The sequence below is a fragment of the Devosia sp. FJ2-5-3 genome (assembly GCF_029201545.1).
Taxonomy (GTDB): Bacteria; Pseudomonadota; Alphaproteobacteria; order Rhizobiales; family Devosiaceae; genus Devosia.
This window is the reverse complement of sequence record NZ_CP104007.1, coordinates 687799-711803: the sequence shown is the minus strand read 5'-3', so window position 1 is coordinate 711803 and position 24005 is coordinate 687799. Positions and strand designations below refer to the sequence as shown.

Annotated in this window: 25 protein-coding genes; 6 read left to right on the top strand and 19 right to left on the bottom strand. The window is 61.9% G+C overall.

What is annotated here, in order from left to right:
• Window positions 1-10: 10 nt before the first annotated feature.
• The 6 genes from N0P34_RS03550 to N0P34_RS03525 form a co-directional block, all read right to left on the bottom strand.
• Window positions 11-1285: an AAA family ATPase gene (locus N0P34_RS03550; protein ID WP_275605641.1), complete on the bottom strand. Its 1275-nt coding sequence runs from the start codon at window positions 1283-1285 to the stop codon at window positions 11-13.
• 31 nt (window positions 1286-1316) lie between these two features.
• Window positions 1317-2705: a type II and III secretion system protein family protein gene (locus N0P34_RS03545; protein WP_275605640.1), complete on the bottom strand. Its 1389-nt coding sequence runs from the start codon at window positions 2703-2705 to the stop codon at window positions 1317-1319.
• Between the two features lie 13 nt (window positions 2706-2718).
• Window positions 2719-3657, bottom strand: coding sequence for a Flp pilus assembly protein CpaB (cpaB, locus tag N0P34_RS03540; protein ID WP_275605639.1), 939 nt, complete (start codon window positions 3655-3657; stop codon window positions 2719-2721).
• Window positions 3658-3892: 235 nt separating this feature from the next.
• Complete coding sequence (locus tag N0P34_RS03535; protein WP_275605638.1) at window positions 3893-4399, bottom strand: prepilin peptidase; 507 nt, start codon at window positions 4397-4399, stop codon at window positions 3893-3895.
• Window positions 4396-4578: a Flp family type IVb pilin gene (locus N0P34_RS03530; protein ID WP_275605637.1), complete on the bottom strand. Its 183-nt coding sequence runs from the start codon at window positions 4576-4578 to the stop codon at window positions 4396-4398. The genes N0P34_RS03535 and N0P34_RS03530 overlap by 4 nt, the downstream gene beginning before the upstream one ends.
• A 124-nt stretch (window positions 4579-4702) precedes the next feature.
• On the bottom strand, window positions 4703-4903 hold the full coding sequence (locus N0P34_RS03525; protein ID WP_275605636.1) for a Flp family type IVb pilin: 201 nt from the start codon (window positions 4901-4903) through the stop codon (window positions 4703-4705).
• Window positions 4904-5269: 366 nt separating this feature from the next.
• On the opposite strand from N0P34_RS03525, the gene N0P34_RS03520 reads away from it, so the two are divergent.
• The 4 genes from N0P34_RS03520 to N0P34_RS03505 all read left to right on the top strand — a co-directional run bounded on the left by N0P34_RS03520 (window position 5270) and on the right by N0P34_RS03505 (window position 7690).
• A complete protein-coding gene (locus N0P34_RS03520; protein ID WP_275605635.1) occupies window positions 5270-5716 on the top strand; it encodes a pilus assembly protein N-terminal domain-containing protein in 447 nt (148 codons plus the stop codon).
• Window positions 5717-5940: 224 nt separating this feature from the next.
• The gene (locus N0P34_RS03515) at window positions 5941-6417 is read left to right on the top strand and encodes a TadE/TadG family type IV pilus assembly protein (protein ID WP_275605634.1); all 477 of its coding nucleotides are present in this window, start codon (window positions 5941-5943) and stop codon (window positions 6415-6417) included.
• A gap of 1 nt (window position 6418) precedes the next feature.
• The gene (locus N0P34_RS03510; RefSeq protein ID WP_275605633.1) at window positions 6419-6991 is read left to right on the top strand and encodes a TadE/TadG family type IV pilus assembly protein; all 573 of its coding nucleotides are present in this window, start codon (window positions 6419-6421) and stop codon (window positions 6989-6991) included.
• 78 nt (window positions 6992-7069) lie between these two features.
• Complete coding sequence (locus tag N0P34_RS03505; RefSeq protein ID WP_275605632.1) at window positions 7070-7690, top strand: HAD family phosphatase; 621 nt, start codon at window positions 7070-7072, stop codon at window positions 7688-7690.
• A 37-nt stretch (window positions 7691-7727) separates the two neighbouring features.
• Here the strand turns inward: N0P34_RS03505 and N0P34_RS03500 are convergent, their stop codons facing one another.
• The 5 genes from N0P34_RS03500 to N0P34_RS03480 all read right to left on the bottom strand — a co-directional run bounded on the left by N0P34_RS03500 (window position 7728) and on the right by N0P34_RS03480 (window position 11949).
• Window positions 7728-8123, bottom strand: a complete 396-nt coding sequence (locus tag N0P34_RS03500) for a VOC family protein (protein ID WP_275605631.1) — start codon at window positions 8121-8123, stop codon at window positions 7728-7730.
• 93 nt (window positions 8124-8216) lie between these two features.
• The gene (gene upp, locus N0P34_RS03495) at window positions 8217-8858 is read right to left on the bottom strand and encodes a uracil phosphoribosyltransferase (RefSeq protein WP_275605630.1); all 642 of its coding nucleotides are present in this window, start codon (window positions 8856-8858) and stop codon (window positions 8217-8219) included.
• Window positions 8859-8875: 17 nt separating this feature from the next.
• Window positions 8876-10093 (bottom strand): phosphopentomutase, encoded by a 1218-nt coding sequence (locus N0P34_RS03490; protein WP_275605629.1) that lies wholly within the window; start codon window positions 10091-10093, stop codon window positions 8876-8878.
• 33 nt (window positions 10094-10126) lie between these two features.
• Entirely contained in the window at window positions 10127-11446 is a 1320-nt protein-coding gene (gene deoA / locus N0P34_RS03485) for a thymidine phosphorylase (protein ID WP_275605628.1), read from the bottom strand.
• Window positions 11443-11949, bottom strand: a complete 507-nt coding sequence (locus tag N0P34_RS03480; RefSeq protein ID WP_275605627.1) for a MarR family transcriptional regulator — start codon at window positions 11947-11949, stop codon at window positions 11443-11445. Before N0P34_RS03480 ends, deoA begins: the two co-directional genes overlap by 4 nt.
• Before the next feature lie 180 nt (window positions 11950-12129).
• Between N0P34_RS03480 and N0P34_RS03475 the strand changes: the two genes are divergently transcribed.
• Window positions 12130-13296: an HlyD family secretion protein gene (locus tag N0P34_RS03475; protein WP_275605626.1), complete on the top strand. Its 1167-nt coding sequence runs from the start codon at window positions 12130-12132 to the stop codon at window positions 13294-13296.
• A 12-nt stretch (window positions 13297-13308) separates the two neighbouring features.
• Window positions 13309-14346, top strand: coding sequence for an FUSC family protein (locus tag N0P34_RS03470; RefSeq protein ID WP_275605625.1), 1038 nt, complete (start codon window positions 13309-13311; stop codon window positions 14344-14346).
• A gap of 59 nt (window positions 14347-14405) precedes the next feature.
• Here the strand turns inward: N0P34_RS03470 and N0P34_RS03465 are convergent, their stop codons facing one another.
• From N0P34_RS03465 to N0P34_RS03430, 8 genes are all read right to left on the bottom strand, one after another.
• Window positions 14406-16775, bottom strand: a complete 2370-nt coding sequence (locus N0P34_RS03465) for an aldehyde dehydrogenase family protein (protein ID WP_275605624.1) — start codon at window positions 16773-16775, stop codon at window positions 14406-14408.
• A 10-nt stretch (window positions 16776-16785) separates the two neighbouring features.
• Window positions 16786-17775, bottom strand: a complete 990-nt coding sequence (gene deoC / locus N0P34_RS03460) for a deoxyribose-phosphate aldolase (RefSeq protein ID WP_275605623.1) — start codon at window positions 17773-17775, stop codon at window positions 16786-16788.
• Window positions 17772-18566: a purine-nucleoside phosphorylase gene (locus N0P34_RS03455; RefSeq protein ID WP_275605622.1), complete on the bottom strand. Its 795-nt coding sequence runs from the start codon at window positions 18564-18566 to the stop codon at window positions 17772-17774. The genes deoC and N0P34_RS03455 overlap by 4 nt, the downstream gene beginning before the upstream one ends.
• Window positions 18563-18973: a cytidine deaminase gene (locus tag N0P34_RS03450; protein ID WP_275605621.1), complete on the bottom strand. Its 411-nt coding sequence runs from the start codon at window positions 18971-18973 to the stop codon at window positions 18563-18565. Before N0P34_RS03450 ends, N0P34_RS03455 begins: the two co-directional genes overlap by 4 nt.
• 176 nt (window positions 18974-19149) lie before the next feature.
• On the bottom strand, window positions 19150-20115 hold the full coding sequence (locus N0P34_RS03445; protein ID WP_275605620.1) for an ABC transporter permease: 966 nt from the start codon (window positions 20113-20115) through the stop codon (window positions 19150-19152).
• Between the two features lie 3 nt (window positions 20116-20118).
• Window positions 20119-21249 carry an ABC transporter permease gene (locus tag N0P34_RS03440; protein WP_275605619.1) on the bottom strand — a complete coding sequence of 377 codons (1131 nt, stop codon included), beginning with the start codon at window positions 21247-21249 and terminating at the stop codon, window positions 20119-20121.
• The gene (locus N0P34_RS03435; RefSeq protein WP_275605618.1) at window positions 21246-22874 is read right to left on the bottom strand and encodes an ABC transporter ATP-binding protein; all 1629 of its coding nucleotides are present in this window, start codon (window positions 22872-22874) and stop codon (window positions 21246-21248) included. The genes N0P34_RS03440 and N0P34_RS03435 overlap by 4 nt, the downstream gene beginning before the upstream one ends.
• A 9-nt stretch (window positions 22875-22883) precedes the next feature.
• The gene (locus tag N0P34_RS03430) at window positions 22884-23888 is read right to left on the bottom strand and encodes a BMP family ABC transporter substrate-binding protein (RefSeq protein WP_275605617.1); all 1005 of its coding nucleotides are present in this window, start codon (window positions 23886-23888) and stop codon (window positions 22884-22886) included.
• Window positions 23889-24005 lie beyond the last annotated feature (117 nt).

Genomic DNA, 24005 nt, shown 5'->3' with positions numbered 1-24005 from the left:
CCCTTGCCGATCAGGCACGCTTCTTGAGGAAGGACGGCATTCTGATGAGGCTGGCGGGCTTGGCGGCGCCGTGCACGCCCTGCCGTCCGGTCACATGCATGCCGATGCTGCGATAGATTTCATTGGCCTTATGGTTCGCTGAGATCTCGGCGATCATCTGCCCGTTATTGGCGGCGGTACCGAAAAGCTGCGCGTCGAACCCGATCTGGCCGATGAGCTGGCAATCGATCGAGGAGGCGAATTCAGTGGCCGAGATCTCGGGCCGGCGCGGCACGCCCTGCTTGTTGATCACGAGGCTTGCCGGGCGCTCGGTCGGGCGCAGGGCGCGGATCGCGTCGCTGAGGTTTTTCGCATTGCGCAGATTGGCAAGGTCCGGCTCGGCCACGATGACCACTTCATCGATCGTCGCCAGCGTATGGCGAACCCAGCCGTTCCAGCTGTGCGGCAGGTCCAGAATGACCACCGGCACCGAGCGCTGGCAGATCTCGATGATCTGCTCGAAATCGCGCTCCTCGAAATCCCAGGTCCGGTCCAGCGTCGCCGGAGCAGTCAGCAGGTTGACGTGATTGGCCGCCTTGCTCATCAGCCGGTCCAGCATGGTCTGGTCGACCTTCTGGTTGGCGAGAAGCGCGTCGGCAAGGCCGTGGGGTGGGTCCTGGTTGAAATTGAGCCCCGCCGTGCCAAAGCCGAGATCCATGTCGAGGATCAGCGTGTCCTGGCGCAGGCCGGTGGCGATAGCCCAGGCGACGTTGTGGGCGAGGGTGGATCCCCCTGCCCCGCCCTTGGCGGAGACGAAACCGATCGAGCGCCCGATGGGAGCGGCGCCATCGCCGGCAAAGAGATCGGTGATCGCCGTGACCAGCAATTGCGATGTCGCCGGCAGCACCAGATATTCGGAAATGCCCGAGCGGATCAGGTCGCGATAGAGCAGCACGTCATTGACATGGCCCAGGACGATGACGCGCGTGCTGGCGTCGCAGACCTCCGCAAGGCGCTCCAGCGCCCCCGGAATGGCATCGGGCGGCAATGTGGTTTCGATGATGACGAGGTTGGGCGTTGGATTGGACCGATAGGTCTCGATGGCCCCGTCGAGCCCGCCATTATGCGTGGTCAGCGCCACCTTGGACATGCGCCGGTCGTAGATCGCGCTTTCGACCAATTGAGCCGTCTGGGAGTGCTCGCAGAAAGCCTGGATGGTAATGCGCGGCACGAGCCGAGCGCCTGCGGCGATCTCGGCTGCCGGCTCTTCGGCCTTGGGATTTTGATCGGGGGTCAGAAAACTCATCGTGCCGAATTCCTTGCAAACTGGCCCAATTTCAATCGAGCACGAAGCCCACTGAACCGCTGAAACTGCCGCGCATCCCTGCGCCGCCACCGACGCTGTATTGCTTTTCGAGCCGACCGAGGAAAATGGCCTCGGCGTCGCTCGACGCCTGGACATGATCGGTCGGGACGGCAATCGCGTTCACGGGGCTCGGAGCCACGAGGTACGGCGTTACCAGGATGACCAGCTCGGTTTCTTCGCGCTTGAAGTTGTTCGAGCGGAACAGCGCCCCCAGGATCGGTACATTGGCGAGGCCCGGAAGCTGATCGATGGCGCGGCTCATCCGCTCATCCAGCAAGCCTCCGATTGCCAGCGTCGAGCCCACGGGCAGCTCGACACTGGTCTTGACGTCTCGCCGCGATAGCGTCGGTTCGCCCTGCGAGCCAGCCTGCACCTCCGAGACGCCGGTCTGAATGGCGATATTGACCGAACCGTTCGAGCGCACCACCGGGGTGAATTTCAGCTCCACCCCATAGGGCTTGAAGCTCGTGACCTGCTTGCCATCCGAGTCAGTCGTCCTATAGGGAAACTCGCCGCCCACGAGGAACTCGGCGCTTTCCCCCGACATGGCCGTCAGCGTCGGCTGGGCCAGGAGACGCAGGGCTCCGCGTTGCTCCAGCGCCCGCACGGCCGCATTGATCTGCGTATTGCCGATCGGGAAATTTCCGGAAACGCCGTTGGTCAGCGTCGTCTGGGCACTATTGAAGCTGAGGCTGCCTGCCCCCAACGTGACCATGCCGGAGAGATTAATGCCAAGCTGCAGGGCGTCGGAGCGACGGATTTCGGACACCGTGACCTGCAGCATGACCTGCTGGGCGCCGGCGACCTCGAGAATATTGGCGACGTTTTGCGGATCGCCCGCAAACTGGATGGCCACCTGTTCGGCCCGCGCCTTGTCATCGGACGAGAGCACGGAACCCGTCAGCACAACCCGGTTGGTGTCGTCCTTGAGCGTCACCGATTCCACCGAGATCTTGGATCCCGGGATCACGCGCGCCAGCGCCTCTTCAAGCGCATTGCCGACCTGGGACGGCTCCTTGATGACGCGCAGATCGAGCACCTGGATGGTGCGGCCATTGTCGTCGAGGAAAAAGATATTGGTGTCGCCGCCGCCAATGCCCTGGACGATGGCGCGGGTGCGGGTGCGCATGATCGCGGCCGCGACGCTCGGCTGGGACACGATCACCTCGGCGACCCCCGCCGGCAGGTCGACGATCATCGATTTGTTGAGTTCAAGATCGATATTGCGCACGCCGCCATAGGCAGAAGATGAAACGGCGATCTGGGCGTCTTGGCCCATGGCCGGAAGCGCCTGTGCGCCAAGGCTGACAAGGCCGGCCAGGAGAAGCGGACGAAACAAGGCGGTGGTGGCTTTATTCATCGGAAACTCCGGCCTATTGCGGCATCATCTGCGGCTGGACCGCATCGACCTGAAACTGGGATTCGCTGTAATATTCGTCGGAAGAGCTGTAATCCTCGCCCATGGGATAGAGCTCCGGCTGCGTCGTGACCTGCGCAACGCTGCCCGCCAGAACATTCTGCTCCTTGCCCGCCCGGATCACCCGCACGGTCTGGCTCGAGCCGGCAGGCCGCTGCACGTCGGCCGCGCGTCCGAAATCGACGACCGAGCGCAGGGTCAGCGACAATTGCCCGCGCATGGACGCGTTGATCAGGGACTCTGCCTGGACCGGCGTCAGTTCGAGCGTTGCGATCGTGCTCTTGTCGAAGGTTACGGGAACGGTGTTGTCACTGCTCGTCGAATTGCCCCCGCTGGCGCCCATTTCGCCCAGCCGCTTGCCGATGGCGAGCACCCGCACATCGGAGAGAACCACTTCCGACTGCTGCCCCATAGTGGTGGACGTCGTCAGGATGACATCCACATGATCGTTTGGCACGACAAAGCCACCGGCGCTCGAGACGGCGCTCACACCCACCGACACGCCGCGCATGCCCTGGGCGAGCACGGCCGACAGATAGCCCTGGTCGGAGTGCACCAGCTTTTGCTCCCGGATGGGCTCGCCCGGGAAAAATTCAAACCGCGCCACTGCCCCGGTGAGTTCGACCGGCGCATCGGGCATCGCCGATATGGTGACATATTCGGGACGCAGTGCGCCCTCGGGCCAGTCCTGCCATTCCAGCGCGTTGGCCGTCAGTCGCTCGCCGATGCCGATGCCCGCCTTGGCGACGAGGATCTGTGTCTTGGCCTCTTCGACGACCTGCGTCACCACCTCGCGTGAGGGTGCCGGCGCGCTGCCCGAGCGGGTCACCAGGAACGCGGCAAGACCGCCGGCCACCAGGGCAACCACGACAAGGATAATACGGGCTGGACTCATTAACCCCACTCCGGTTCTGCACGGACGACTTCGCCCAATTGCACGGGGTGGACTATGTCTCTAAAGGGTCAAAGTTTGGTTAACCGGTGCTTGCTCTATAAGGTAAACAACTTATGAAGCTTGGCATTCTGCAAGTAATGGGCACAAGTGCGACGTCCAAATCCCGAACTGCGCAGGCTTTATTCAGCACTGCGCCGGCGTGGGGGAACTGAGGGACGGAACGGATGAAGCCCGGTCAGGCTGCCAGATGGGCAAAAATGGCAGTATTGGAATAGACAACGACGCCCGCGGCGGCCATGGCGATGCCATAGGGAACGCCGGTCTTCTTGTCATGCAGGCGCTCGAGCCAGGCAAAACGCGCCAACATCGGAAAAAGCGGCAGGCGACGCAGCGCCAGGATGAGGAGGGTCAGCAGGCCCCCGAACACCGCCGAATAGACGAGGTAGGGCAATGTTAGCCCGAAGCCGAGCCAGAGCGTTGTCGCCGCCGCCAGCTTGGCGTCTCCGCCCCCCACCCAGCCCATGGCAAAGAAGGTGAAGGCGACGGCCAGCACCACGAGGGCGCACAGGACATGCATGGCCAATTGCTGCATGGGCATGTTGATTGCCAGCGCCACGACAAAAAACCCGGCCGCAAGCAACAGCACGAGCTTGTTGGAAATGCGCATCGTCAGGAGATCTGACGAAGCGGCAAACGCCATCAGCGCGGGAAAGAAGAACAGGGCGATGGTCGACATGATCATTGTCCCCGAAGCGCCGGATCCAGGGTTCTTTCGATATAGCCGAAGAGATCGACCATGCGCTCGTTGACGACGACGAGCGAGGACACAATGGCGACGGTGATCAGGGACGCGATCAGGGCGTATTCGATCGCGGTTGCGCCGCCTTCGTCATTGCAAAACTTCCACACCAAATGTCGCATCGTCCCTCGAATATCCGGAGAACACGCAGAGCGCTTCGGCCAAGCTGCCATCGAAAGGTTAAGCATTGGAAAAGCGAGGGCCCCCAATATGGGGGCCCTCTAAAACTATGTCACGACGGATAGATTAGTTTCCGGCTGGAGGGGTACCGCCGCCGCCAGCTGGAGGCACCAGCGCGTTGGCGATATCGTCAAACACGGTGGTCAGATTGTTGCCCAAGAGGGTGACGGCCGTGATGATGACAACGGAAATAAGAGCGGCGATCAGGCCATACTCGATAGCGGTTGCGCCGGACTCGTCCTGCGCGAAGCGTGCAAAAATGTTCATGTCCCTGGCTCCTTTGTATAACGTCCCCGAGTGACGGCTGTTCGCTTACGTCACACAACGAAGATGCCAAGACACTAGCCGGCACTCATTGCAATTGGGTTAATCGCAGAGCGCGGCGCAAAGCAAAACGGGCAAGAAAAATGTATCACTTACAGCACCTTAATGCAATGCGTTGCATTTTAGGCAAGAACATCGGCAGCCGCGAAATAAGTGTCGAAGACGAGCTGAAACAGATCGAGGCATGAGCGCAGGGAGCCGCCTCTTCATCGCTGAACAGGCCATTTGCAAATCTTTGGGCGCGCGTTTGCCAAGTCTTTACCATTCGAGGCGAAACATGTGGGCCTGTCGTCGTACCGGATAATCGCCATGTTCCGCCTGAGTGTCCTTGCCAGCCTCTGTCTTGCTACCCTGGCCTTTCAGGGACCCGTGCTGGCGCAGGACAATGCGCCGATCTCCGTCAACATGAATATGGCACGCGTGTTGCGCATCAGCGCACCTGCCGCCACTGTCATTGTCGGCAATCCCGGCATTGCCGATGTCACCATTCAGGACCCCATGACCCTGATCCTCACCGGCAAGAGCTACGGCCAGACAAATCTGATCGTCCTGGATGCCGGTGGCGAGCCGATTGCCGATACATTGATCGAAGTCATGCAGATGCAGGCCGGCGTCATGACGGTCTATCAGGGGCAGTCTCGCACCACCTTGACCTGCGCTCCCGTCTGCCAGCCAACCGTTGCGGTCGGCGATGACAATACTTTCACCACCCAGACCCTGGCCTCCTCACAATTGGTGCAGTCGATAGGCAACTAGGCCGCGCGCCGATTTGCGATAGTCTTCCCTTAGGCAGGCAAGACCTCGTAAACCATCGTCACAGGATGCAGTGTTCCAATCCCGTTCTGTAACCAAGACTTAGTCTGGTGCGCCCTAGCATGGCGCCAGTTCTTGCAACCGGGACGAGGGCAGTGGCAAGTCGGCAAACTAAAAAGCCCGCATATGGAAGAGGCTCGTTCCGCAAGGACGATCGCGGCGCAACCATGCTCGAATTCGCCCTGCTTGCGCCCATCTTCTTCGGCGTTCTGGCCGCAATCCTGCAGACCGCCATGGTCTTTCTGGCCAGTCAGTTTATGGAAAGCGCCGTCCACAACGCCAGCCGCACCATCCGCACCGGTCAGGCGCAGCAAACCAACTGGACGCTCGCCGATTTCCGCGCCAGCGTGTGCGGCGGACTTTACGGCCTTCTTGACTGCACGGGCCTTCATATCGAAGTCGACACCATCGACAATTTCCGGGCCGCCAATGTGAGCCCACCCTATGACCGGGCGTGCGAAGAGGATTGCGACTGGACCCGCACTGAAAAATGGGTGCCGGGTGCGCCCTCAAATATCGTACTGGTTCAAGTCCACTATAAATTCCCCCTCCTTCTGCCGTTTGCCCAGCTGACGTCCAACGCGCTGCCCGACGGCTCGCTCCTTCTCGGTTCTGCCGCAGTGTTTCGCAATGAGCCCTTCTGAGATGATCGATTTTCGCACCATCCTGGGCAAGATCAGGATGTTCGCATTGGCGGACCACGGCGTGGCGGCGGTCGAATTTGCCATGATCCTCCCCATCATGTTGGCGATCTATGTCGGATGCACCGAGGCCGGCGGCCTGCTCATCACCGATCGCAAGGTGCAGTCCGTCGCTGGCGCAGTGGGCGATCTTGTCTCGAGGACCAACAAGAACCTCGCGAGCGAGGATCTGGAAGATTACTTCCTGGCATCAACCAGCATCATGTCGCCCTATACGGTGAGCGACCTGCTGCAGACCGTAACCGCAGTAAAAGTGTCCACGAGTGGCGTACCGACCGTTTCCTGGTCAGTCGAATATGCCGGCGGTGTCATGCGCAACAGCACCCGTCACCGGCCCGAAGACGCCTTTGTCTTGCCCCAGGAGATGATCGACATCGCCCGTGGGCAGACAGTCATCGCCACGGAAGCCGATTACGTCTACCGGCCCCTTCTCGGCCTCTTCTTTGACCAGAGCATCGGCCTTCACCGGTCCAATTTCTTCCTGCCGCGATTTGGCGGAACCATCTCCGTCAACTAGCCCCGCGCTGCCGCCTTGCAGGGCGCCGCCCACCATGCGACAAGCCGTGACCTTCTGTTTGCGGGCGCGAAAATCATCATGGACGATACACTTATTCCCGTCTTCGACCTCGGCGGCGTCTTCGTCGACTGGAACCCGATGCATCTGTTCCGCAAGCTCTTCGAGACCGAAGAGGACGCGCTCTGGTTCCATCAGAACATCTGCACGGGCGACTGGAACCTCGAATTCGACGCCGGCGAAATCTATGCCGAGGGCGTGGCCAAGCTCGTCACCCGGTTCCCCAAATACTGGCGCGAGATCAAGGCGTTCGACGAACGCTGGACCGAAACCTTCGGCCCCCTGATCCAGGGCACGATCGACATCCACAATGAGCTGATCGACCAGGACATCCCGACCTTCGCCATCACCAATTTCTCGTGGGAGAAGTGGATGACCCGGCTGGGCGAATGGCCCTTCCTCGAAAAATTCGACGGCGTCATCGTCTCGGGCCTCGAAGGCCTCGTCAAACCCGATCCGCGCATCTATCGCGTCTTCTGCGAGCGCTATGGCATGGCTCCGGATAGCTGCGTCTTCATCGATGACAGCGAGGCCAATATCGTTGCAGCCCGCAAATTCGGCATGCACGGCATTCACTTCAGGAATCCCGAGCATCTGCGCGACGACCTGATCGCGCTGGGCCTGCCGCTGAAATCCCGCTGATAAACAAAAACCCCGGATCGCTCCGGGGTTTTTTGTTTCACTTGAAGCGGCCACCCTTCTGGATGACTTCAATCTTGTAGCCATCCGGGTCCGTGGCGAAAAAGAACTTCGCCACCGGCACGTCGCCATTCTTGAAGTCCACCAGCTTGCCCACGGTCAGCCCCTCGGCCGTAAATCTGGCATGCTCGGCCTCGACATCGTCGACCACCACCGCCAGATGCCCATAGCCATCACCGATCGCATAAGGCTCGGTGCGGTCCTTGTTGATCGTCAATTCCAGCTCGAACCCCACGTCGTCGCCGGTCAGATAGAGAAGCGTAAAATCAGGAAAATCCACCCGGTCGGCGATCCTGAGGCCGAAGGCCTTCTCATAATACGCAACCGACCGCGCTTCATCGATGACCCGGATCATCGAATGTACAAGCTTTGCCATTTTCTATTCTCTCAAGTCTGGTCTGGACGAGCGAAGCGAGGACCTCGCGCCTCGCGCGCCCCGCCCGGAGCACACTCATCGCGGAAAAAGGGCCTATTTCGTCCCGTACATGCGATCACCCGCATCGCCGAGGCCCGGCACGATATAGCCCAGCTCGTTGAGGTGGCTGTCGATGGCGGCAGTATAGACCGGCACGTCCGGCTGGCTCTCGGTGAAATTCTTGATGCCTTCCGGTGCCGCGAGCAGGCACAGGAAACGGATATTGTTGGCGCCGCGCTCCTTGAGCTTTTCGATGGCCGCGGTCGCCGAATTGCCGGTCGCCAGCATCGGATCGACGACGATGATCAAGCGGTCATCGAGGCTCGACGGCGCCTTGAAGTAATATTCCACCGGCTCGAGTGTCTCGTGATCGCGATACATGCCGATATGGGCGACGCGCGCCGCGGGCACGAGGTCGAGCATGCCATCGAGCAGGCCATTGCCGGCCCGCAGGATCGAGGCAAACACCAGCTTCTTGCCCTTGATGGCCGGCGATCGCATCGGTGCCATCGGGGTCTCGATATCGATCATCTCGAGTTCGAGATCGCGCGTCACCTCATAGCACATCAGATGCGCGATCTCGCGCAGCAGCCGCCGGAACCCCGCGATCGAGGTCTCCTTGTTGCGCATGATCGTCAGCTTGTGCTGGATCATGGGATGATCGAGGACCGTTACATTGCCCGCACCGACGCTCATCTCGATCACCTCTTGCTCTAAAGGAAGGATTTGCCGTGGCGGCCTGGAGCCAGGCCCAGCCATGCGGCTATGCTTTCGCCAATATCTGCGAATGAAGAGCGAATGCCAATCTCTCCCGGCGGCAGGGCTGGGGAAAAGACGAGGATCGGCACTTGTTCGCGGGTGTGATCGGTGCCCGGCCAGGTCGGGTCATTGCCATGGTCGGCGGTCAGGATCAGCAGATCGTCATGCCGCAATTTTGCGATCAGCGCGGGCAGGCGCGTGTCGAAATATTCGAGGGCTGCCGCATAGCCGGGCACGTCGCGCCGATGTCCGTATTCGCTGTCGAAATCGACGAAATTGGTCATGATAAACGCCCGGTCGCCGGCCATTTCCATGGCGTCGAGCGTCTTGTCGAAGAGCTGCGGAATGCCCGTGCCCTTGATCTTGTGGGTCACCCCGGAGCCGGCATAAATGTCGGAAATCTTGCCGATGGCATAGACTTGGTTGCCAGCGGTGCTATTGCGGTCGAGCAGCGTCGCCTCAGGCGGTGCAATCGCAAAATCCCGCCGATTGCCGGTGCGTTTGAAACTGGCCGCATCCTCGCCCACGAAGGGCCGCGCAATGACGCGCCCGATCTTGAGCGGCGCGGTCAGCTCGAAGGCGATTTTGCAGATCTCATAGAGCCGCTCCAGCCCGAAATGGCTTTCATGCGCCGCAATCTGGAAGACGCTGTCGATGGAGGTGTAGCAGATCGGCTTGCCGGTGCGGATATGCTCCTCGCCCAGCGCCGCAATGATAGCGGTCCCCGAGGCATGCTTGTCGCCCAAAATCCCCGGCAGCCCGGCCCGCTGCACGAATTCGGCGATGAGATCGGGCGGAAAGCTCGGCTCGGTCTGCGGAAAATAGCCCCACTCGAACGGCACGGGCACGCCGGCGATTTCCCAATGCCCCGATGGCGTATCCTTGCCCCTGGACACTTCTCGGCCCACGCCGAACCGCCCGCCCTTGGGCGTATCGGATAGGCCCGGCGGCGTCACGCCCGACGAGAGTTTGACTGCGGCCCCGAGCCCCATCGCGTCCATATTGGGAACATTGAGCGCGCCAGAGCGCAACCCCTCCCGATCCGCCTTCCCGGCGGCAGCCCATTCGGCGATGTGCCCCAGCGTATTGGCGCCCGCGTCGCCATAGGTCACGGCGTCAGGCGCGCCGCCAATGCCGACGCTGTCGAGGAGGCAGACTATGGCGCGGGGCATCGGGGTCTCCGGAAAATAGGACAGCGTTTCGCTTTATGTGGGATTGATCCGCTCTGCAATAAGCGGCGCAGCGGCGTTTACGTTCCCGAACCGATAGGCGGCCAATATCCGCTTTTCGGCTTCGGCCGCACTGGTCTCGTCGGCCGCGTGCATCCGCGCAATCGGCGTCTTGCCGTCGACGCGCGCGCCCAGCCCCGCCAATCGGTCAAATCCAACCCGATGATCGATACTGTCCGCCGGATTGGTCCGCCCGCCGCCCAGGGCCACCACCGCCATGCCGACCCCGCGCGTATCGATGGCGCTGACGACACCGTCGCCCGACGCAAAGACATCGCGCACGATTGGCGCCGCGGCCAGGTGCCTGTCCATCTGCGCGATGAAATCGCTGGGCCCACCCAGCGCCGAAACCATCTGCCCGAATTTTTCGGCCGCCCGGCCATTATCGAGCGCCGCTGACACCATCTGCAGGGCCTCCTCGGCGCTGCCTGCCTTGCCGCTCATCACCACCATCTCGGCACAAAGCGCCAGCGTAACCTCGCGAAGACGAAAATCCTGCTGCGCTCCGGTGAGGAAATCGACGGCGTTGCGCACTTCGAGGCCATTGCCCGCAGCGCTCGCCAGCGGTTCGTTCATGTCGGTTATGAGCGCACTGGTCCTCAGCCCTGCCCCATTGGCCACCGCGACGAGGCTTTCGGCCAGCTCCCGCGATTTTTCCAGCGTCGGCATGAAGGCGCCGCTGCCGGTCTTCACATCCAGCACCAGCGCTCCCAGCCCCGCAGCCAGCTTCTTGGAAAGAATGGAGGCGGTAATCAGGGGAATGGATTCCACCGTCCCGGTGACGTCGCGAATGGCGTAGAGGGTCTTGTCTGCGGGCGCCAGGTCGGCCGTCTGCCCGATAATGGCGCAGCCCACATCCTTGACGACGCGCCGAAACAGCGCGTTGTCGGGAGAGGTCTGGTATCCGGGGATGGCATCGAACTTGTCGAGCGTGCCCCCGGTGTGCCCAAGCCCCCGCCCCGAAATCATCGGCACGTAAATGCCCAGCGCCGCCAGGATCGGTGCCAGCATCAGCGAGACATTGTCGCCCACCCCGCCGGTCGAATGCTTGTCGGCCACCGGCCCGTCGAGATCGGACCAGTCGAGCACCGTGCCGCTGTCGCGCATGGCCAGCGTCAGCGCCACGCGTTCGTCCATGCCCATGCCCTGGAAATAGACCGCCATGGCGAAAGCTGCGGCCTGGGCGTGTGAAACACTCCCCTCGGTGAACCCCGCCACGAATGCAGAAATATCGGCGGCTTCAAGTCTATGTCCATCGCGCTTGAGCGCGATGATTTCCTGGGGCAAATGGCTCATGCGTCGGAATCTACGCCATGTCGGCTGGACAATCCAGATTGAGCGGCTTTTTCCGCATGCTCACTGGCCATGCCCAGACGAAGACGGCGCAGCTCGTTGCGGGTGCTCTCGGTATATTTGATCAGGAAGGATCGCACGATCGTCGCCTCCTCCTCGGAGAGGGCGCTGATCACCTCGGCGTTCACCGCCTTGAGGTGCTGGCGCAGATTGAGGAAAGTTTCCGAATTCGCGGCCGGCCCAAGGGTCAGCAGAACCCCGCGCCGGTCCGTCGGATGGGCTTTCCGCTCAATATAACCACGATCGGCCAGGCGGTTGAGCATGATGGTCGTCGCGCCGCTGGTCAGGCCCAGATATTCCGAAAGGCTCTTCGGGGTGATCTCACCATCATGGTTCCGGACGAAATACAGAGCCATCAAATCCGTGGAATTGATGCCCGCCGATTCTGCCAGCCAGCGGTGCATTTGAGTGATCTCGGAACTGAGCTCCCGGATCAGATCGCTCATGGCCGATGCCGATCCTTCACTCATATGCGCTCCCTTCAACGTAGCTATGCGACAAAGTATCTTTATTGCAAAGTTAAATGTCGGTCTCTAGATATGCCCTCTGCACCGGAGGCACCGACACTTATGGCACAAGCCGCAAAAGCCAGCGAGGGAGATAAGACTATCCCTGCAACGACCCCCTTGGACGAGAAGAATTCCGCCCTCGCCGTGGTAAAATCAGAGGATCAGTCCAAAGCGCTGGAAGCGGCCGAACCCGTTGACCCCGCAGTCTTGGCTGCCGCCAAGGCCAAGCGCAAGAAGGCCGGACGGATCGCCCTCGTGCTGCTCCTCATCCTTGTTGCCTGTTTCGCCTGGTATCCGCTGTCGGACCATAACGCGCCCTATGCCGGGTCGGGGTCGGTCACCGCCGACGTGACCCAGATCGCCGCTCGCGTCGCTGGGCCTGTCGTCGAAATGGCCATTCGGGACAATGCCGAGGTCAAGGCGGGCGACACGCTCTTCCGCATCGATGAGACCACCTACAGCATGGATGTCGAGCTGGCCAAAGCCCAGCTTCAGACCGTGCTCAATAGCGTCAATTCCAGCATTGCCAGCATTCCCGGCGCGGAAGCCAAGCTCGAACAGGCCCGGATCGCGCTCCAGACCGCGACCGATGATTTGAGCCGCGCCCAGCAATTGAGCGAGAAGGGGCTCGTGGCCCCCAGCAAACTCGCCGCCGCCCAGGCCGCGCAGGACAATGCCGCGCTGACCGTTCAGGCAGCCGAGCTGGAAATCGAACGGCTGCGCACCTCGATTGGCGCCGTGGACGACAACAATCCCAGCCTGCGCACGGCGCGCGCCAATCTGGAGAAGGCCGAATTTGCCCTCGCCAATACGACCGTGATCGCTCCGGCCGACGGCTATGTCACCAATCTCACGCTCTCCGAGGGCCAGTTCGTCGGCGCCGGCACGCCGGCGCTCACCTTCATCAATCCGGCCACCCAGATGGTCATCGCCGATTTCCGCGAGAACCAGCTGGTCAATGTGAAAGCCGGCGACAAGGCCGTCGTCACTTTCGAAGCGGCACCCGGCAAGCAATTCTCCGGCGTCGTGGACAGCGTTGCCTGGGGCATCAATGCCGGCCGCACCACTGTCAATGGCCTCTCCCAGCCCACTTCGGATACCCGGTGGTTCCCCCCTGCCCGCAAGATCCCCGTGCGCATCAAGCTCGACGATATTTCGGAACTTCCCGCCAATATCCGTCTCGGCTCGGAAGCCGGCGTGCTGATCGTCCCCGAAGACGGCATCATTCCGACCATCGCCAAGGCGCTGTTGTCCTTCGGCGGCCTGACGGCCGGGCTGAACTAGGGTCATCGCGCCATGGAAGAGCTGCCCAGAGTCTACGCCAGCGACGACCCCTATCTTGCTCTGCGAACGGCATTGGCGGTTCTGCTCTGTCTGTTGCTTGCCGAACCCCTGGGCATCACCATGCCCATGCTGCCGGTGGTAATGGCCATGAGCATCATGTCCAACCAGCGCGGGGCGCTTAACCCCCGTGTGTTTGCAACGCCGATCATTCTGCCGATCGTCGGCATCGTCTTCAGCTGGCTCGCCGCCGTAACGGTGAACGAGCCGGCGGCCTTTGTCTTCATCAATGCGGCTCTCGCCATTGGCGGCCTTGCACTGATGATCCTCAGGGGCTCGCGCGGCGGCATGATGCTCACCGTGTTTCCGCTGATGATGGCCATGTCGGCGATCTATAGCGACTACGCCCTTGCGGTCATGCGCGACAGCATGGTCATGGGCGGCGTGGCCCTTGGCATTGCCATTGTCGGGCTCAACATGCTGTTCCCGCCGATCACCAAGGTGGTGCATGTCGAAACCATCGCGCCGCTGCGCAGCAAGCAGCCCTTCCGCCACCTGATGATCCGCGCCGCCATCTATGTGCCCGCGTTGATCTGGCTGTTCGCCTCGGGCGACATGAACCTGATGACCTGCGTGATCATGATGCTCTTCGTTTGCGGCGAACCGCGTCGGGGTACGCAATGGAACCAGATCATCGGTCGGGGCGGCGGCACTGTCGTCGGTGGCCTCATGGCGGCGGCGGTGCTGGCGATCTACAGCCTCATCCCGGAACTGCCGGTCCTGATCCTGCTCTGCACTCTGCTCACCTACTACCTCATCGACAAGATGACGACCGGCAAGCGGCTGCCGCTGATCTATCAGTACACCTGTTCGGCCGCCCTGGTGATGATCCTGCAATCGACCCAGGGCGCCCGCGATGCCCTGGAAGTGGTGCTGCAACGTGTCGTCATGACGGGCGGCGCCATGCTGGTCGCCATCATTGCCATTGCATTGCTGGAAGCGATCTTCCTCGAACCGGACGAAGAGCTTCCTCCTCTTGCGGTGCCAGCGTGACCGCATAAAGAAAAAGGGCCCGACGGGCCCTTTTTGCTGTCTGCAGCATTTCGCAGGGATCAAGCCCCGTAGGGGATCCAGACATTCTTGACCTGGGTGGCCTTGCTGAGGAGATAGTCTCCGGCAAAGTGCGAACTGGTGAAATCGTATTCGAGCCCGCGGCTCGTCCAGGTCTGCTTGAGATTGCTGACCGAGGCTCTCTCGACCATGGTCGAGCCCTCGGCCGAACCGAAGAACCACATCCCGTCGACACCGTCATGTTCGGCCAGCGTCTTGGCGAGGCTGAGACTGTCGCCGGTGACGATATTGACCACCCCGGCGGGCACGTCGGAGGTTTCCAGAACCTGGTAGAGATCGGTCACCGAGAGGGGGGCGGTTTGGGATGGCACTAGCACCACGCAATTCCCCATCGCCAGCGCAGATGCTAGCAATGTGCTAACACCAAGCAGTGGTTTGCTATCCGGTGCGACGATGCCGATGACCCCCAATGGCTCCACCATCGCCGCCGCGATCGCCCGCATGGGCGGGTTGTGCACCGCCCCGTCATATTTGTCCGCCCAGCCGGCAAAAGCGAAGATCCGCTCGATGGATTGCTCCACCTCCTCGGCGCCATCGAGGCCGGTCTGCGCCTTGAGGCGCGCCGCAAATTCGTCCCGGCGGTAATCGAGGTTTTCTGCAAGGAAATAAAGCACTTGCGCCCTGCTATGGGCGGCGGTCGTGCCCCAGCTCAGCGCGCCCCGCGCCTTCTCGACGGCGTTGCGGATGTCCTTGCGATTGCCTTCGCCAACCTCACCAATCAGCTTGCCATCGGGCCCGAACACCGGCCGGTTGTAGCCGCTGTCCGGCCGCGCCTGCTTGCCGCCAATATACATTTTCGCCGTCTGGTCGAGCCCATGGCTGTCCAGCGGATTGGGACTGGCGGCCGGAGTAACAACCGGCAAGGCGGGAGCCGGCTTCAGCGCCTTTTCCCACTTTGGTTTCAGATAGTTAGCCATGCCCTCGCGGCCACCTTCGCGACCAAAGCCGCTTTCCTTGTAGCCGCCAAAACCAACCGCCGCATCGAACTGGTTGGTGCCGTTGATCCACACCACACCCGCCTTGAGCTTGGGCGCTATGTCGAGGGCAAGATTGATGTTTTCGCTCCACAGCGTCGCCGCGAGACCATATTTGGTATTGTTGGCCAGCTGCACCGCCTCCTCCGGCGTCCGGAAACTCATCGCGACCAGCACCGGCCCGAAAATCTCTTCGGATACCAGCGTGTTAGCCGGCGAGACATTGGTGACGAGCGCAGGCTTGAGGAAGCACCCTTCCCCCGGAATATCGCCATCCGGCTCATAGACCACCGCGCCTTCCGCGACCCCGCGCTTCATCAGGTCACGGATACGCTCGACCTGCACCTGGGCCACCAGGGCACCAATATCGACAGATTTATCAAGGGGATCACCGACACGGAGCTTGGCCATGCGCGCCTTCACCTTGGCGATGAAGCGCTCCTCAATGCTCTCCTGCACCAGAAGGCGCGACCCGGCACAGCATACCTGCCCCTGATTGAACCAGATCGCCTCCACCAACCCCTCGACCGCACTGTCGAGATCGGCATCCTCGAAGACGATATAGGGGCTTTTGCCGCCAAGCTCGAGGCTCAGCCCCTTGCCCGTCCCGGCCGTCGCCTGGCGGATGATTTTCCCCACCTCGGTGGAACCGGTAAAGGCAATCTTGTCGACATCAGAATGGTTTACCAGCGCCGCACCGGTATCGCCCTCGCCGGTGACGATATTGACTACACCCTTGGGCAGGCCCACACGCTCGCAGATTTCGGCAAAGAGCAGCGCCGTCAGCGAGGTGAACTCGGCCGGCTTCAGCACCACCGTATTGCCCGCCGCCAGCGCCGGCGCGATCTTCCAGGCCAGCATCAAAAGCGGGAAATTCCACGGAATGATCTGCCCACACACCCCATAGGGCACATGATCGGGGAACTCGCGCTCGAGGTGCGTCGCCCAACCGGCGTGATGATAAAAATGCCGTGCGGCCAAGGGGATATCGGCGTCGCGACTCTCGCGGATCGGCTTGCCATTATCCATGGTTTCGAGCACGGCAAACAGCCGGCTGTGCTTCTGGATCATTCGGGCAATGGCGTAGAGATATTTGCCGCGCTGATATCCCTTTAGCCCGCTCCAGGCCGGAAACGCCGCGCGGGTGGCTTTCACCGCTGCATCGACATCGGCGGCGGTGCCATTGGTGATATCGGCCAGCGGCGCGCCGGTGGCCGGGTTATCGGCCGAAAAAGTCTGGCCGGGCTCGGTCCACAAGCCATTGATGAAGTGGCCGAATTTGCGCCCCTTGCTGTCGAGCCAGGCGATGGCCTGATCGGGTGCCTCGGGAGCCGGGCCGTAGTCGAGACTATCGAAGATTTGCATGATCTTGTTCATCGCTGAGGCCTCAAACCATCGGCTGGCGGTAGTCCGCCGCATAGTGTCCGGTCAGCCCATGCTCAAGCTGACGCTCGATATCGGTGAGCAAACTGCTGGCACCAAAGCGGAAGAGGTGCGGTTGCAGCCAGTGCGTGCCCAGCTCTTCCTTCATCAGCGCCATATATTTGAGCGCATCACCTGCCGTGGAGATCCCACCGGCCGGCTTGTAGCCGATCTCGACGCCGGTCTCCTCGGCAAACCAGCGGATCATTCGGATCATCGTCAGCGAGGTGACGAGATCGGCATTGGTCTTTTCCTTGCCGGTCGATGTCTTGATGAAATCGGCCCCAGCGAGCATGCAGACCAGCGAGGCCTTGGCCACATTGGTCTGAGTGGCCAGCTCACCGGTCCCCAGAATGGTCTTGATATGGGCCTCGCCACAGGCCTTGCGGAAGGCCCGGACCTGGTCGTAAAGCGCCTGCCAATCGCCGCGCAGCACCATGCCGCGCTCGATTACGATATCGATCTCCTTGGCCCCGTCGGCCACGGACATTTCGATTTCGCGGATTTTTGTCTCCACTGGCGCGAGGCCATGCGGGAATGCCGTCGATACGGCGGCCACCGGAATGCCGGTTCCCTCCAGCGCCTTGACGGCGGTGCCGACAAAACTGTGATAGACGCAGACGGCACCGGGCAAAACGCGCAGATCGCCGATGCCAAGCTTCTCGCGAATATCCGAGCGCAGCGGATTGCGCGCCTTGGCGCAGAGCCGCTCGACCCGGCCCGGCGTATCGTCGGCATTGAGCGTCGTCAGGTCGATCATGGTGATCGCCTTGAGCAGCCAGGCGAGCTGATAGTCCTTCTTGACCGTACGGCGCGCGCCGATGGTGCTGGCGCGGCGCTCAAGGGCTGACCGGTTCATGCGAACGCGGCCGACCCAGTCGAGATCGAGCGGATAGCCGGGATTTCGCTTGTGGGCGATCTGGCCGGACTTGTTGTCGACGATTTTGAGACTCATAGCTCCTCCACGAGAGCCGGGATCAGCCTTTTGAGCTTGTCCGCTCCCTGCACCGCCATGGTCTTGGTGTGCTCATGGCTGATGTTTTCATTCGACAGGCCAGCGCCCATATTGGTGACGGACGAGCAGGCCCAGACCTTCATGCCGAGATAACGTCCGAGGATCACTTCCGGTGCCGTCGACATGCCGACCGCATTGGCGCCAAGGCGGATCGCCATCTGGATTTCCGCAACGGTTTCAAAGCTGGGACCGGAATACCAAAGGTAAATCCCCTCCCCGACCGCGAAACCGAGCCGTTCGCCGATTGCCTTGGCCTTGCCGCGCAGGCCGGGATCGTAGCAATCGACCATGTTCACAAAGCGGCGGTCCGTCGGTTCGCCGATCAGCGGGTTCATGCCGGCATAGTTGATGTGATCGGAAATCAGCATCAGATCGCCGGGCCGGAAGCGCTCGTCGACCGAGCCCGCCGAATTGGTCAGCAGCAGAGTTTTGACGCCGATGCCGGCCATGGCCTCGAGCGCCGGACGCATCGCCGCGGCATTGCCGTGCTCGTAATAATGCTCACGCCCGGTGAGAATGGCGATGCGCTTGCCACCCATGCGGCCGATGACGAGATCGCGACCGTGGCCCGAAACACCGCCACCGGGAAAGCCTTCCAGATCCGAGAAGGGAATGACGACCCTGTCCGCGACGAGTTCGCCAAGCGCAGAGAGGCCGGAGCCGAGGACCAGCGCAATTTCGACCGGCTCGGTGCCGGCGATGGTCTGGATGGTGGTGATGGCATTGGTCATTTGTTCAAAAACTCCGGGCCGAAGCTATGGGGCAGAAGCTGTTCCAGGGTCTGCACCAATGGCTCGCCATCGACCCCATGGGAGATGATCTCCACATCGAGATCGGCAAATTCGCGGATGCGCTGGCGGCAGCCGCCGCAGGGGGTAACGGCGGCGGCGCCTGGGCCGGTGACATAGATGCGCTTAATCCGCCGCGCCCCGCCCGCGATCATCGCGGCGATGGCCGATGCCTCGGCGCAATTGCCCTGGGGATAGGCGGCGTTCTCGATGTTGCAGCCTGAATAGATATTGCCGTCATCGGCAAGGATGGCCGCGCCGACATGGAATTTTGAATAGGGCGCATAGGCCTTGGCCCGAATGGCTTCGGCAGCGGCAAAGAGGGCCTGGTCGGTTGTCGTCTTCGTCATGCAATACTCACGCCTTAATTGTCGCCCCTCTTCCATGAAGAGGGAAAATGGCCCGCGGGCCGGATGAGGAGGTCAACTTTGCGGCCACATCGATTGGGGCCTTTATTCCTCATCCCATCCCTCTCCCCCAAGGGGCGAGGGGAAAAAGAGCGGATGCCGTGCCGCCAGCGGCGAGACTACCGCTCTTTGGTATAGGGCACGCCACCCGCCTTGGGGCCAACGGCCTTGCCAATGAAGCCCGCCAGCAGAACCACGGTCAGCACATAGGGCAAGGCCTGGATCGCCTGAACCGGAATGTCGATGCCAAACAGCTGCGCGCTTTGGAGACGGATCTGCAGCGCATCGAGAAACCCGAAGAGCAGGCAGGTGAACATGGCCGGCATGGGTTTCCACTTGGCAAAGATCAGTGCCGCCAGCGCGATGTAGCCCTTGCCGGCCGTCATGTTGTTGCCAAAGCCGGATCCCTGCGCGATCGAGAAATAGGCCCCGGCAATGCCGCAGAGCAGGCCCGTGATGATGATCGCCTGATAGCGCTGCTTGACCACCGAAATGCCGGCCGTATCCACCGCCTTTGGGTTTTCGCCGACGGCGCGCAGGCGGAGGCCGAAGCGGGTGCGGTAGAGCACATAGGCTGTTACCGCCACCATGATGAAGGCGATATAGACGAGAATATAATGGCCTGAGATCAGTTCGTAATAGATCGGGCCGATGATCGGCACGCCCTGCAGCTCATTGGCGAATGGCAATGTGATCGGCTCGAACCGACCGCCCGGCGCCAGCGGCGGCGTGCGCCCGCCCTGGCGGAACCAGGTCTGACCAAGGAAGGTCGTGAGGCCGGCGGCCAGCATGTTTATGGCGACGCCCGCAATCAGCTGATTGCCCTTGAGGCTGATGGCGGCCGCCCCCTGGAGCAGCGTCGTGCCCAGCGACACCGCCATGCCGGCGAGAAGTCCCAGCCAGGCCGATCCGGTGACGGCGGCGACGGCACCGGCGGCAAAGGCCGCCGCCAGCATCTTGCCCTCAAGGCCGATGTCGAAAATGCCGGCCCGCTCGGAATACATGCCGGCGAGGCACGCCAGCAAAAGCGGGGTCGACAGGCGGATGGTGGCGTCGAGAATGGAGAGGATGGCGGCCAGATCCATGGGTCAGCTCTCCGACTTGGCCGTGGAGACGGCAATGGCCTCGGCCTTCTGCTCGGGCGAGGCGAGCATGAAGGCGCGCTCCAGTGCCGGGCGGAACAGCCCTTCCATGGCGCCGGTAAAGAGGATGACGAGCGCCTGGATGACCACGATCATCTCGCGGGTAATGCCGGGAATGACGAACTGCAATTCCTGCCCGCCCTGGTAGAGCGCCCCGAACAAGAGCGCGGCCAGCAAGATGCCGACCGGATGGTTGCGCCCCATCAGCGCCACGGCGATGCCGACAAAGCCGGCCCCGGCCACATAGTCGAGCACGAGGCGGTTCTGCACGCCCATCACCTCGTTGATCGCCACCATGCCGGCGAGCGCGCCGGAAATGGTCATGGTGATCATGATCATCTTTGAGTTGGAAATGCCGGCATAGCGCGACGCCGTGGGATTGGCCCCGAGCACGCGCATGGCATAGCCGAACTTGGTGTGCCAAATGAGGATATAGACCCCGATCAGCGCCAATATGGCGATGACGATGGAGAGATTGACCGGCGAATAGCCGAAGAAGGAGAAGAATTGCCGCAATTGCGGCACGCGGCCGGCCACATCGATGGTCTCGGATTCCGGAGCCATGGTCGACGCTGGCTTGAGAACGCGATTGACCATGTAGACCATCAGCGCGGCGGCGATGAAATTGAACATGATGGTGGTGATGACAACATGGCTGCCGCGCTTGGCTTGCAGCCAGCCCGGGATAAACGCCCACAATCCGCCCATTGCGCCGGCGGCGATCATCGCCAGCGGCATGGCGATCAGCCAATGGGTCTGGTCCAGCGCCAAGGCGACGACGATGGCGCCGAGGCCGGCGACATAGGCCTGGCCGTCACCACCGATATTGAAAAGCCCCGCATGGGCCGCGACCGCGACCGCCAGCCCGGTAAAGATGAAATTCGTGGCGTAGTAGAGCGTGTAGCCGAGCCCATCGCCATAGCCGAAGGCGCCATAGATGATCACCTGGATGGCATGGAGCGGGTTCTCGCCGACCAGCAACACCACAAGGCCGGAAACCAGGAAGGCAAGCGCCAGATTGATCGCCGGCAGGAGGGCAATATCGGCCCAGCGCGGAAGGGGTCTGCGGGCGCTCACGATTTTTTCTCCTGAACGGCTGCGCCGGTTCCTGCGGCAGCATCTTCCTTGCCGATGCCGGCCATCATCAGGCCAAGCTCGCCTTCGGTGGCCGTGGCCGGATCGGCTTCGCCCACGATGACGCCGTCGAACATGACAAGGATACGATCGGCGAGCGAGCGGATCTCGTCGAGCTCGACCGAGACGAGCAGGATGGCCTTGCCCTCGTCGCGCATCTTGATGATTTCATTATGGATAAACTCGATGGCGCCGATATCGACGCCGCGCGTCGGCTGGCCGATGATCAGCACATCGGGGTCGCGCTCCATCTCGCGCGCCAGCACGATCTTCTGCTGGTTGCCGCCGGAAAAGAGCGAGCTCTTGAGATTGATGTTGGCCGGACGCACATCGAACAGCTTGATGTGGTCTGCCGCCGCCTTCTTGGCCGCGGCAATGTCGAGGAAGGGACCCGAGCCGTATTCCGGGCTGTCCTGATAGCCGAGAATGGCGTTTTCCCATTCGGCAAAAGAGGTGACGAGCCCCATGCGCTGGCGGTCTTCGGGCACGTGGGAAAGACCCGCGGCGCGGGCGCGCGCAGCGCCGTCATCGCCCTTGAGCGAGAGCGCATTACCCTTGAGCAGGACATTGCCCGCTTTCTGGTCGCGCATGCCGCTGATCGATTCCAGCAATTCGCTCTGGCCATTGCCCGACACGCCGGCAATGCCGACGATTTCGCCGGCGCGGATGGAAAAATTGACGCCCTTGACCCGGGTGATGCCCATATCGTCGTTAACGACGAGATTTTGCACCTCGAGCAAGGTCTGGCCGGGATGGGCCGGGGTCTTGTCAACGCGCAGCAGCACGCGGCGGCCGACCATCAGCTCGGCCAATTGCTCGGGGCTGGTCTCGGCCGTCTTGACCGTCGCGACCATTTCGCCCTGTCGCATCACCGAGACATTATCGGTGATCGCCATGATCTCGCGCAGCTTGTGGGTGATAAGGATGACCGTCTTGCCCTGGGCCCGAAGGGTTTCGAGCACGCGGAAGAGATCGTCCGCCTCCTTGGGCGTCAGAACGCCGGTCGGCTCGTCCAGAATGAGGGTTTCGGCGCCCCGATAGAGCGCCTTGAGGATTTCGACGCGCTGCTGCTGGCCGACCGAGATATCCTCGATGATCGCATCGGGATCGACCTCGAGGTCGTATTCCTTTTCCAGCCGGTCGAGTTCCTGGCGGGCACGGTTGAGACTAGGCTTGATGAAGCCGGAATCCTCGGCGCCAAGGATGATGTTCTCGAGGACGGAGAAATTGTCGACCAGCATGAAATGCTGGTGCACCATGCCGATGCCGAGCGCCAGGGCGTGGCGGCTGTCGGTTATCGCATGTTCGGCGCCGTTGACACGGATCGTGCCGCTGTCGGCGGTATAGAAGCCGTAGAGGATGGACATGAGCGTCGACTTGCCCGCGCCGTTCTCCCCGACAATGCCGTGGATGGTGCCGCGCGCGACCTTGAGGTCGATATCCTTATTGGCGTGAACCGCGCCAAACCGCTTGTTGATCTTTTCAAGCTCGATCGCCCAGCCATTGGCAGGTGCGGCTGCAGCGGCCGTTTCCGGCCGCTGCGGGTTCAATGTGCCATCCTGGCTCATGCCGAACGCTTAGAGCGGACAGGTCGAGTCGGCGGTGTAGTCGTGGACCGAGATCTCGCCAGCGATGATCTTGGCCTTGTAGTCCTCGGCGGCGGCCGCCATTTCGGGGGTGATCAGGGCTTCGTTGTTCTCGTCGACGGCATAGCCGACACCATCTTCGGCGAGGCCGAGAATGGTGACGCCCGGCTTGAAGGTCGCGTCATCGGCAGCTTCGGTCAGGGCGTTCTGGACGGCGACGTCGACGCGCTTGAGCATCGAGGTCAGCACAGAGCCGGGCTGCATGTAGTTCTGGTTGCTGTCCACGCCGATGGAGAACTTGCCGGCATCCTTGGCAGCCTGCAGCACGCCGATGCCCGAGCCGCCAGCAGCGGCAAAGATCACGTCGGCGCCGGCGTCGATGGCACCCTTGGTCAATTCGCCGGCGGTGACCGGGTCATTCCAGGCGGCCGGAGTGGTGCCGGTGTAGTTTTCGATCAGCTTGATGTCCGGATTGGCCGCCTTGGCGCCCTGGGCATAGCCGCAGTAGAATTTGTGGATCAGCGGGACGTCCATGCCACCCACGAAGGCGACGGTGCCGGTCTCGGACTTGAGAGCCGCCAGAACGCCGACGAGGAACGAGCCGGTGTGCTCGTCGAACAGGATCGACTGCACATTCGGCGCTTCGACGACGGTGTCGATCACGACGAAATTGGTATCGGGAAATTCAGGAGCCACGGCCGAAAGTGCAGCGGTCCAGGAGAAACCAGCCATCACGACCGGATTGGCACCCTGGCCAGCGAAGCGGCGCAGGGCCTGCTCGCGCTGGGCATCGTTCTGCAGTTCGAGATCGGCGAAATTGCCGCCCGTTGCCTCTTTCCAGGCCTGGCCGCCATTGTAGGCAGCCTCGTTGAACGACTTGTCGAACTTGCCACCCAGATCATAGATCAGGGCAGGATCGGCCAGCGCCGCGCCCGTGAGCACCGCACTCAGGGCAACGCCACCGGCGACAGCCTTCGTAAGGGTCGAGAATTTCATTGTTTTCAATCTCCCTGTCTCGCACCCGGATTGCGAGAAGCCCGGCTTCTAAACAATCCGCTTGCGCTAGAGGAAGATAAAATCGTGCAATGTCCCCGGCTGCAAGGGGGGAGCGAG

What these genes read in the sequence shown, in the direction of transcription:
- N0P34_RS03550 (WP_275605641.1), bottom strand. Translation starts at nt 1,285, where the DNA reads ATGAGTTTTCTGACCCCCGATCAAAATCCCAAGGCCGAAGAGCCGGCA.
- N0P34_RS03545 (WP_275605640.1), bottom strand. Translation starts at nt 2,705, where the DNA reads ATGAATAAAGCCACCACCGCCTTGTTTCGTCCGCTTCTCCTGGCCGGC.
- cpaB (WP_275605639.1), bottom strand. Translation starts at nt 3,657, where the DNA reads ATGAGTCCAGCCCGTATTATCCTTGTCGTGGTTGCCCTGGTGGCCGGC.
- N0P34_RS03535 (WP_275605638.1), bottom strand. Translation starts at nt 4,399, where the DNA reads ATGATCATGTCGACCATCGCCCTGTTCTTCTTTCCCGCGCTGATGGCG.
- N0P34_RS03530 (WP_275605637.1), bottom strand. Translation starts at nt 4,578, where the DNA reads ATGCGACATTTGGTGTGGAAGTTTTGCAATGACGAAGGCGGCGCAACC.
- N0P34_RS03525 (WP_275605636.1), bottom strand. Translation starts at nt 4,903, where the DNA reads ATGAACATTTTTGCACGCTTCGCGCAGGACGAGTCCGGCGCAACCGCT.
- N0P34_RS03520 (WP_275605635.1), top strand. Translation starts at nt 5,270, where the DNA reads ATGTTCCGCCTGAGTGTCCTTGCCAGCCTCTGTCTTGCTACCCTGGCC.
- N0P34_RS03515 (WP_275605634.1), top strand. Translation starts at nt 5,941, where the DNA reads ATGCTCGAATTCGCCCTGCTTGCGCCCATCTTCTTCGGCGTTCTGGCC.
- N0P34_RS03510 (WP_275605633.1), top strand. Translation starts at nt 6,419, where the DNA reads ATGATCGATTTTCGCACCATCCTGGGCAAGATCAGGATGTTCGCATTG.
- N0P34_RS03505 (WP_275605632.1), top strand. Translation starts at nt 7,070, where the DNA reads ATGGACGATACACTTATTCCCGTCTTCGACCTCGGCGGCGTCTTCGTC.
- N0P34_RS03500 (WP_275605631.1), bottom strand. Translation starts at nt 8,123, where the DNA reads ATGGCAAAGCTTGTACATTCGATGATCCGGGTCATCGATGAAGCGCGG.
- upp (WP_275605630.1), bottom strand. Translation starts at nt 8,858, where the DNA reads ATGAGCGTCGGTGCGGGCAATGTAACGGTCCTCGATCATCCCATGATC.
- N0P34_RS03490 (WP_275605629.1), bottom strand. Translation starts at nt 10,093, where the DNA reads ATGCCCCGCGCCATAGTCTGCCTCCTCGACAGCGTCGGCATTGGCGGC.
- deoA (WP_275605628.1), bottom strand. Translation starts at nt 11,446, where the DNA reads ATGAGCCATTTGCCCCAGGAAATCATCGCGCTCAAGCGCGATGGACAT.
- N0P34_RS03480 (WP_275605627.1), bottom strand. Translation starts at nt 11,949, where the DNA reads ATGAGCGATCTGATCCGGGAGCTCAGTTCCGAGATCACTCAAATGCAC.
- N0P34_RS03470 (WP_275605625.1), top strand. Translation starts at nt 13,309, where the DNA reads ATGGAAGAGCTGCCCAGAGTCTACGCCAGCGACGACCCCTATCTTGCT.
- N0P34_RS03465 (WP_275605624.1), bottom strand. Translation starts at nt 16,775, where the DNA reads ATGAACAAGATCATGCAAATCTTCGATAGTCTCGACTACGGCCCGGCT.
- deoC (WP_275605623.1), bottom strand. Translation starts at nt 17,775, where the DNA reads ATGAGTCTCAAAATCGTCGACAACAAGTCCGGCCAGATCGCCCACAAG.
- N0P34_RS03455 (WP_275605622.1), bottom strand. Translation starts at nt 18,566, where the DNA reads ATGACCAATGCCATCACCACCATCCAGACCATCGCCGGCACCGAGCCG.
- N0P34_RS03450 (WP_275605621.1), bottom strand. Translation starts at nt 18,973, where the DNA reads ATGACGAAGACGACAACCGACCAGGCCCTCTTTGCCGCTGCCGAAGCC.
- N0P34_RS03445 (WP_275605620.1), bottom strand. Translation starts at nt 20,115, where the DNA reads ATGGATCTGGCCGCCATCCTCTCCATTCTCGACGCCACCATCCGCCTG.
- N0P34_RS03435 (WP_275605618.1), bottom strand. Translation starts at nt 22,874, where the DNA reads ATGAGCCAGGATGGCACATTGAACCCGCAGCGGCCGGAAACGGCCGCT.
- N0P34_RS03430 (WP_275605617.1), bottom strand. Translation starts at nt 23,888, where the DNA reads ATGAAATTCTCGACCCTTACGAAGGCTGTCGCCGGTGGCGTTGCCCTG.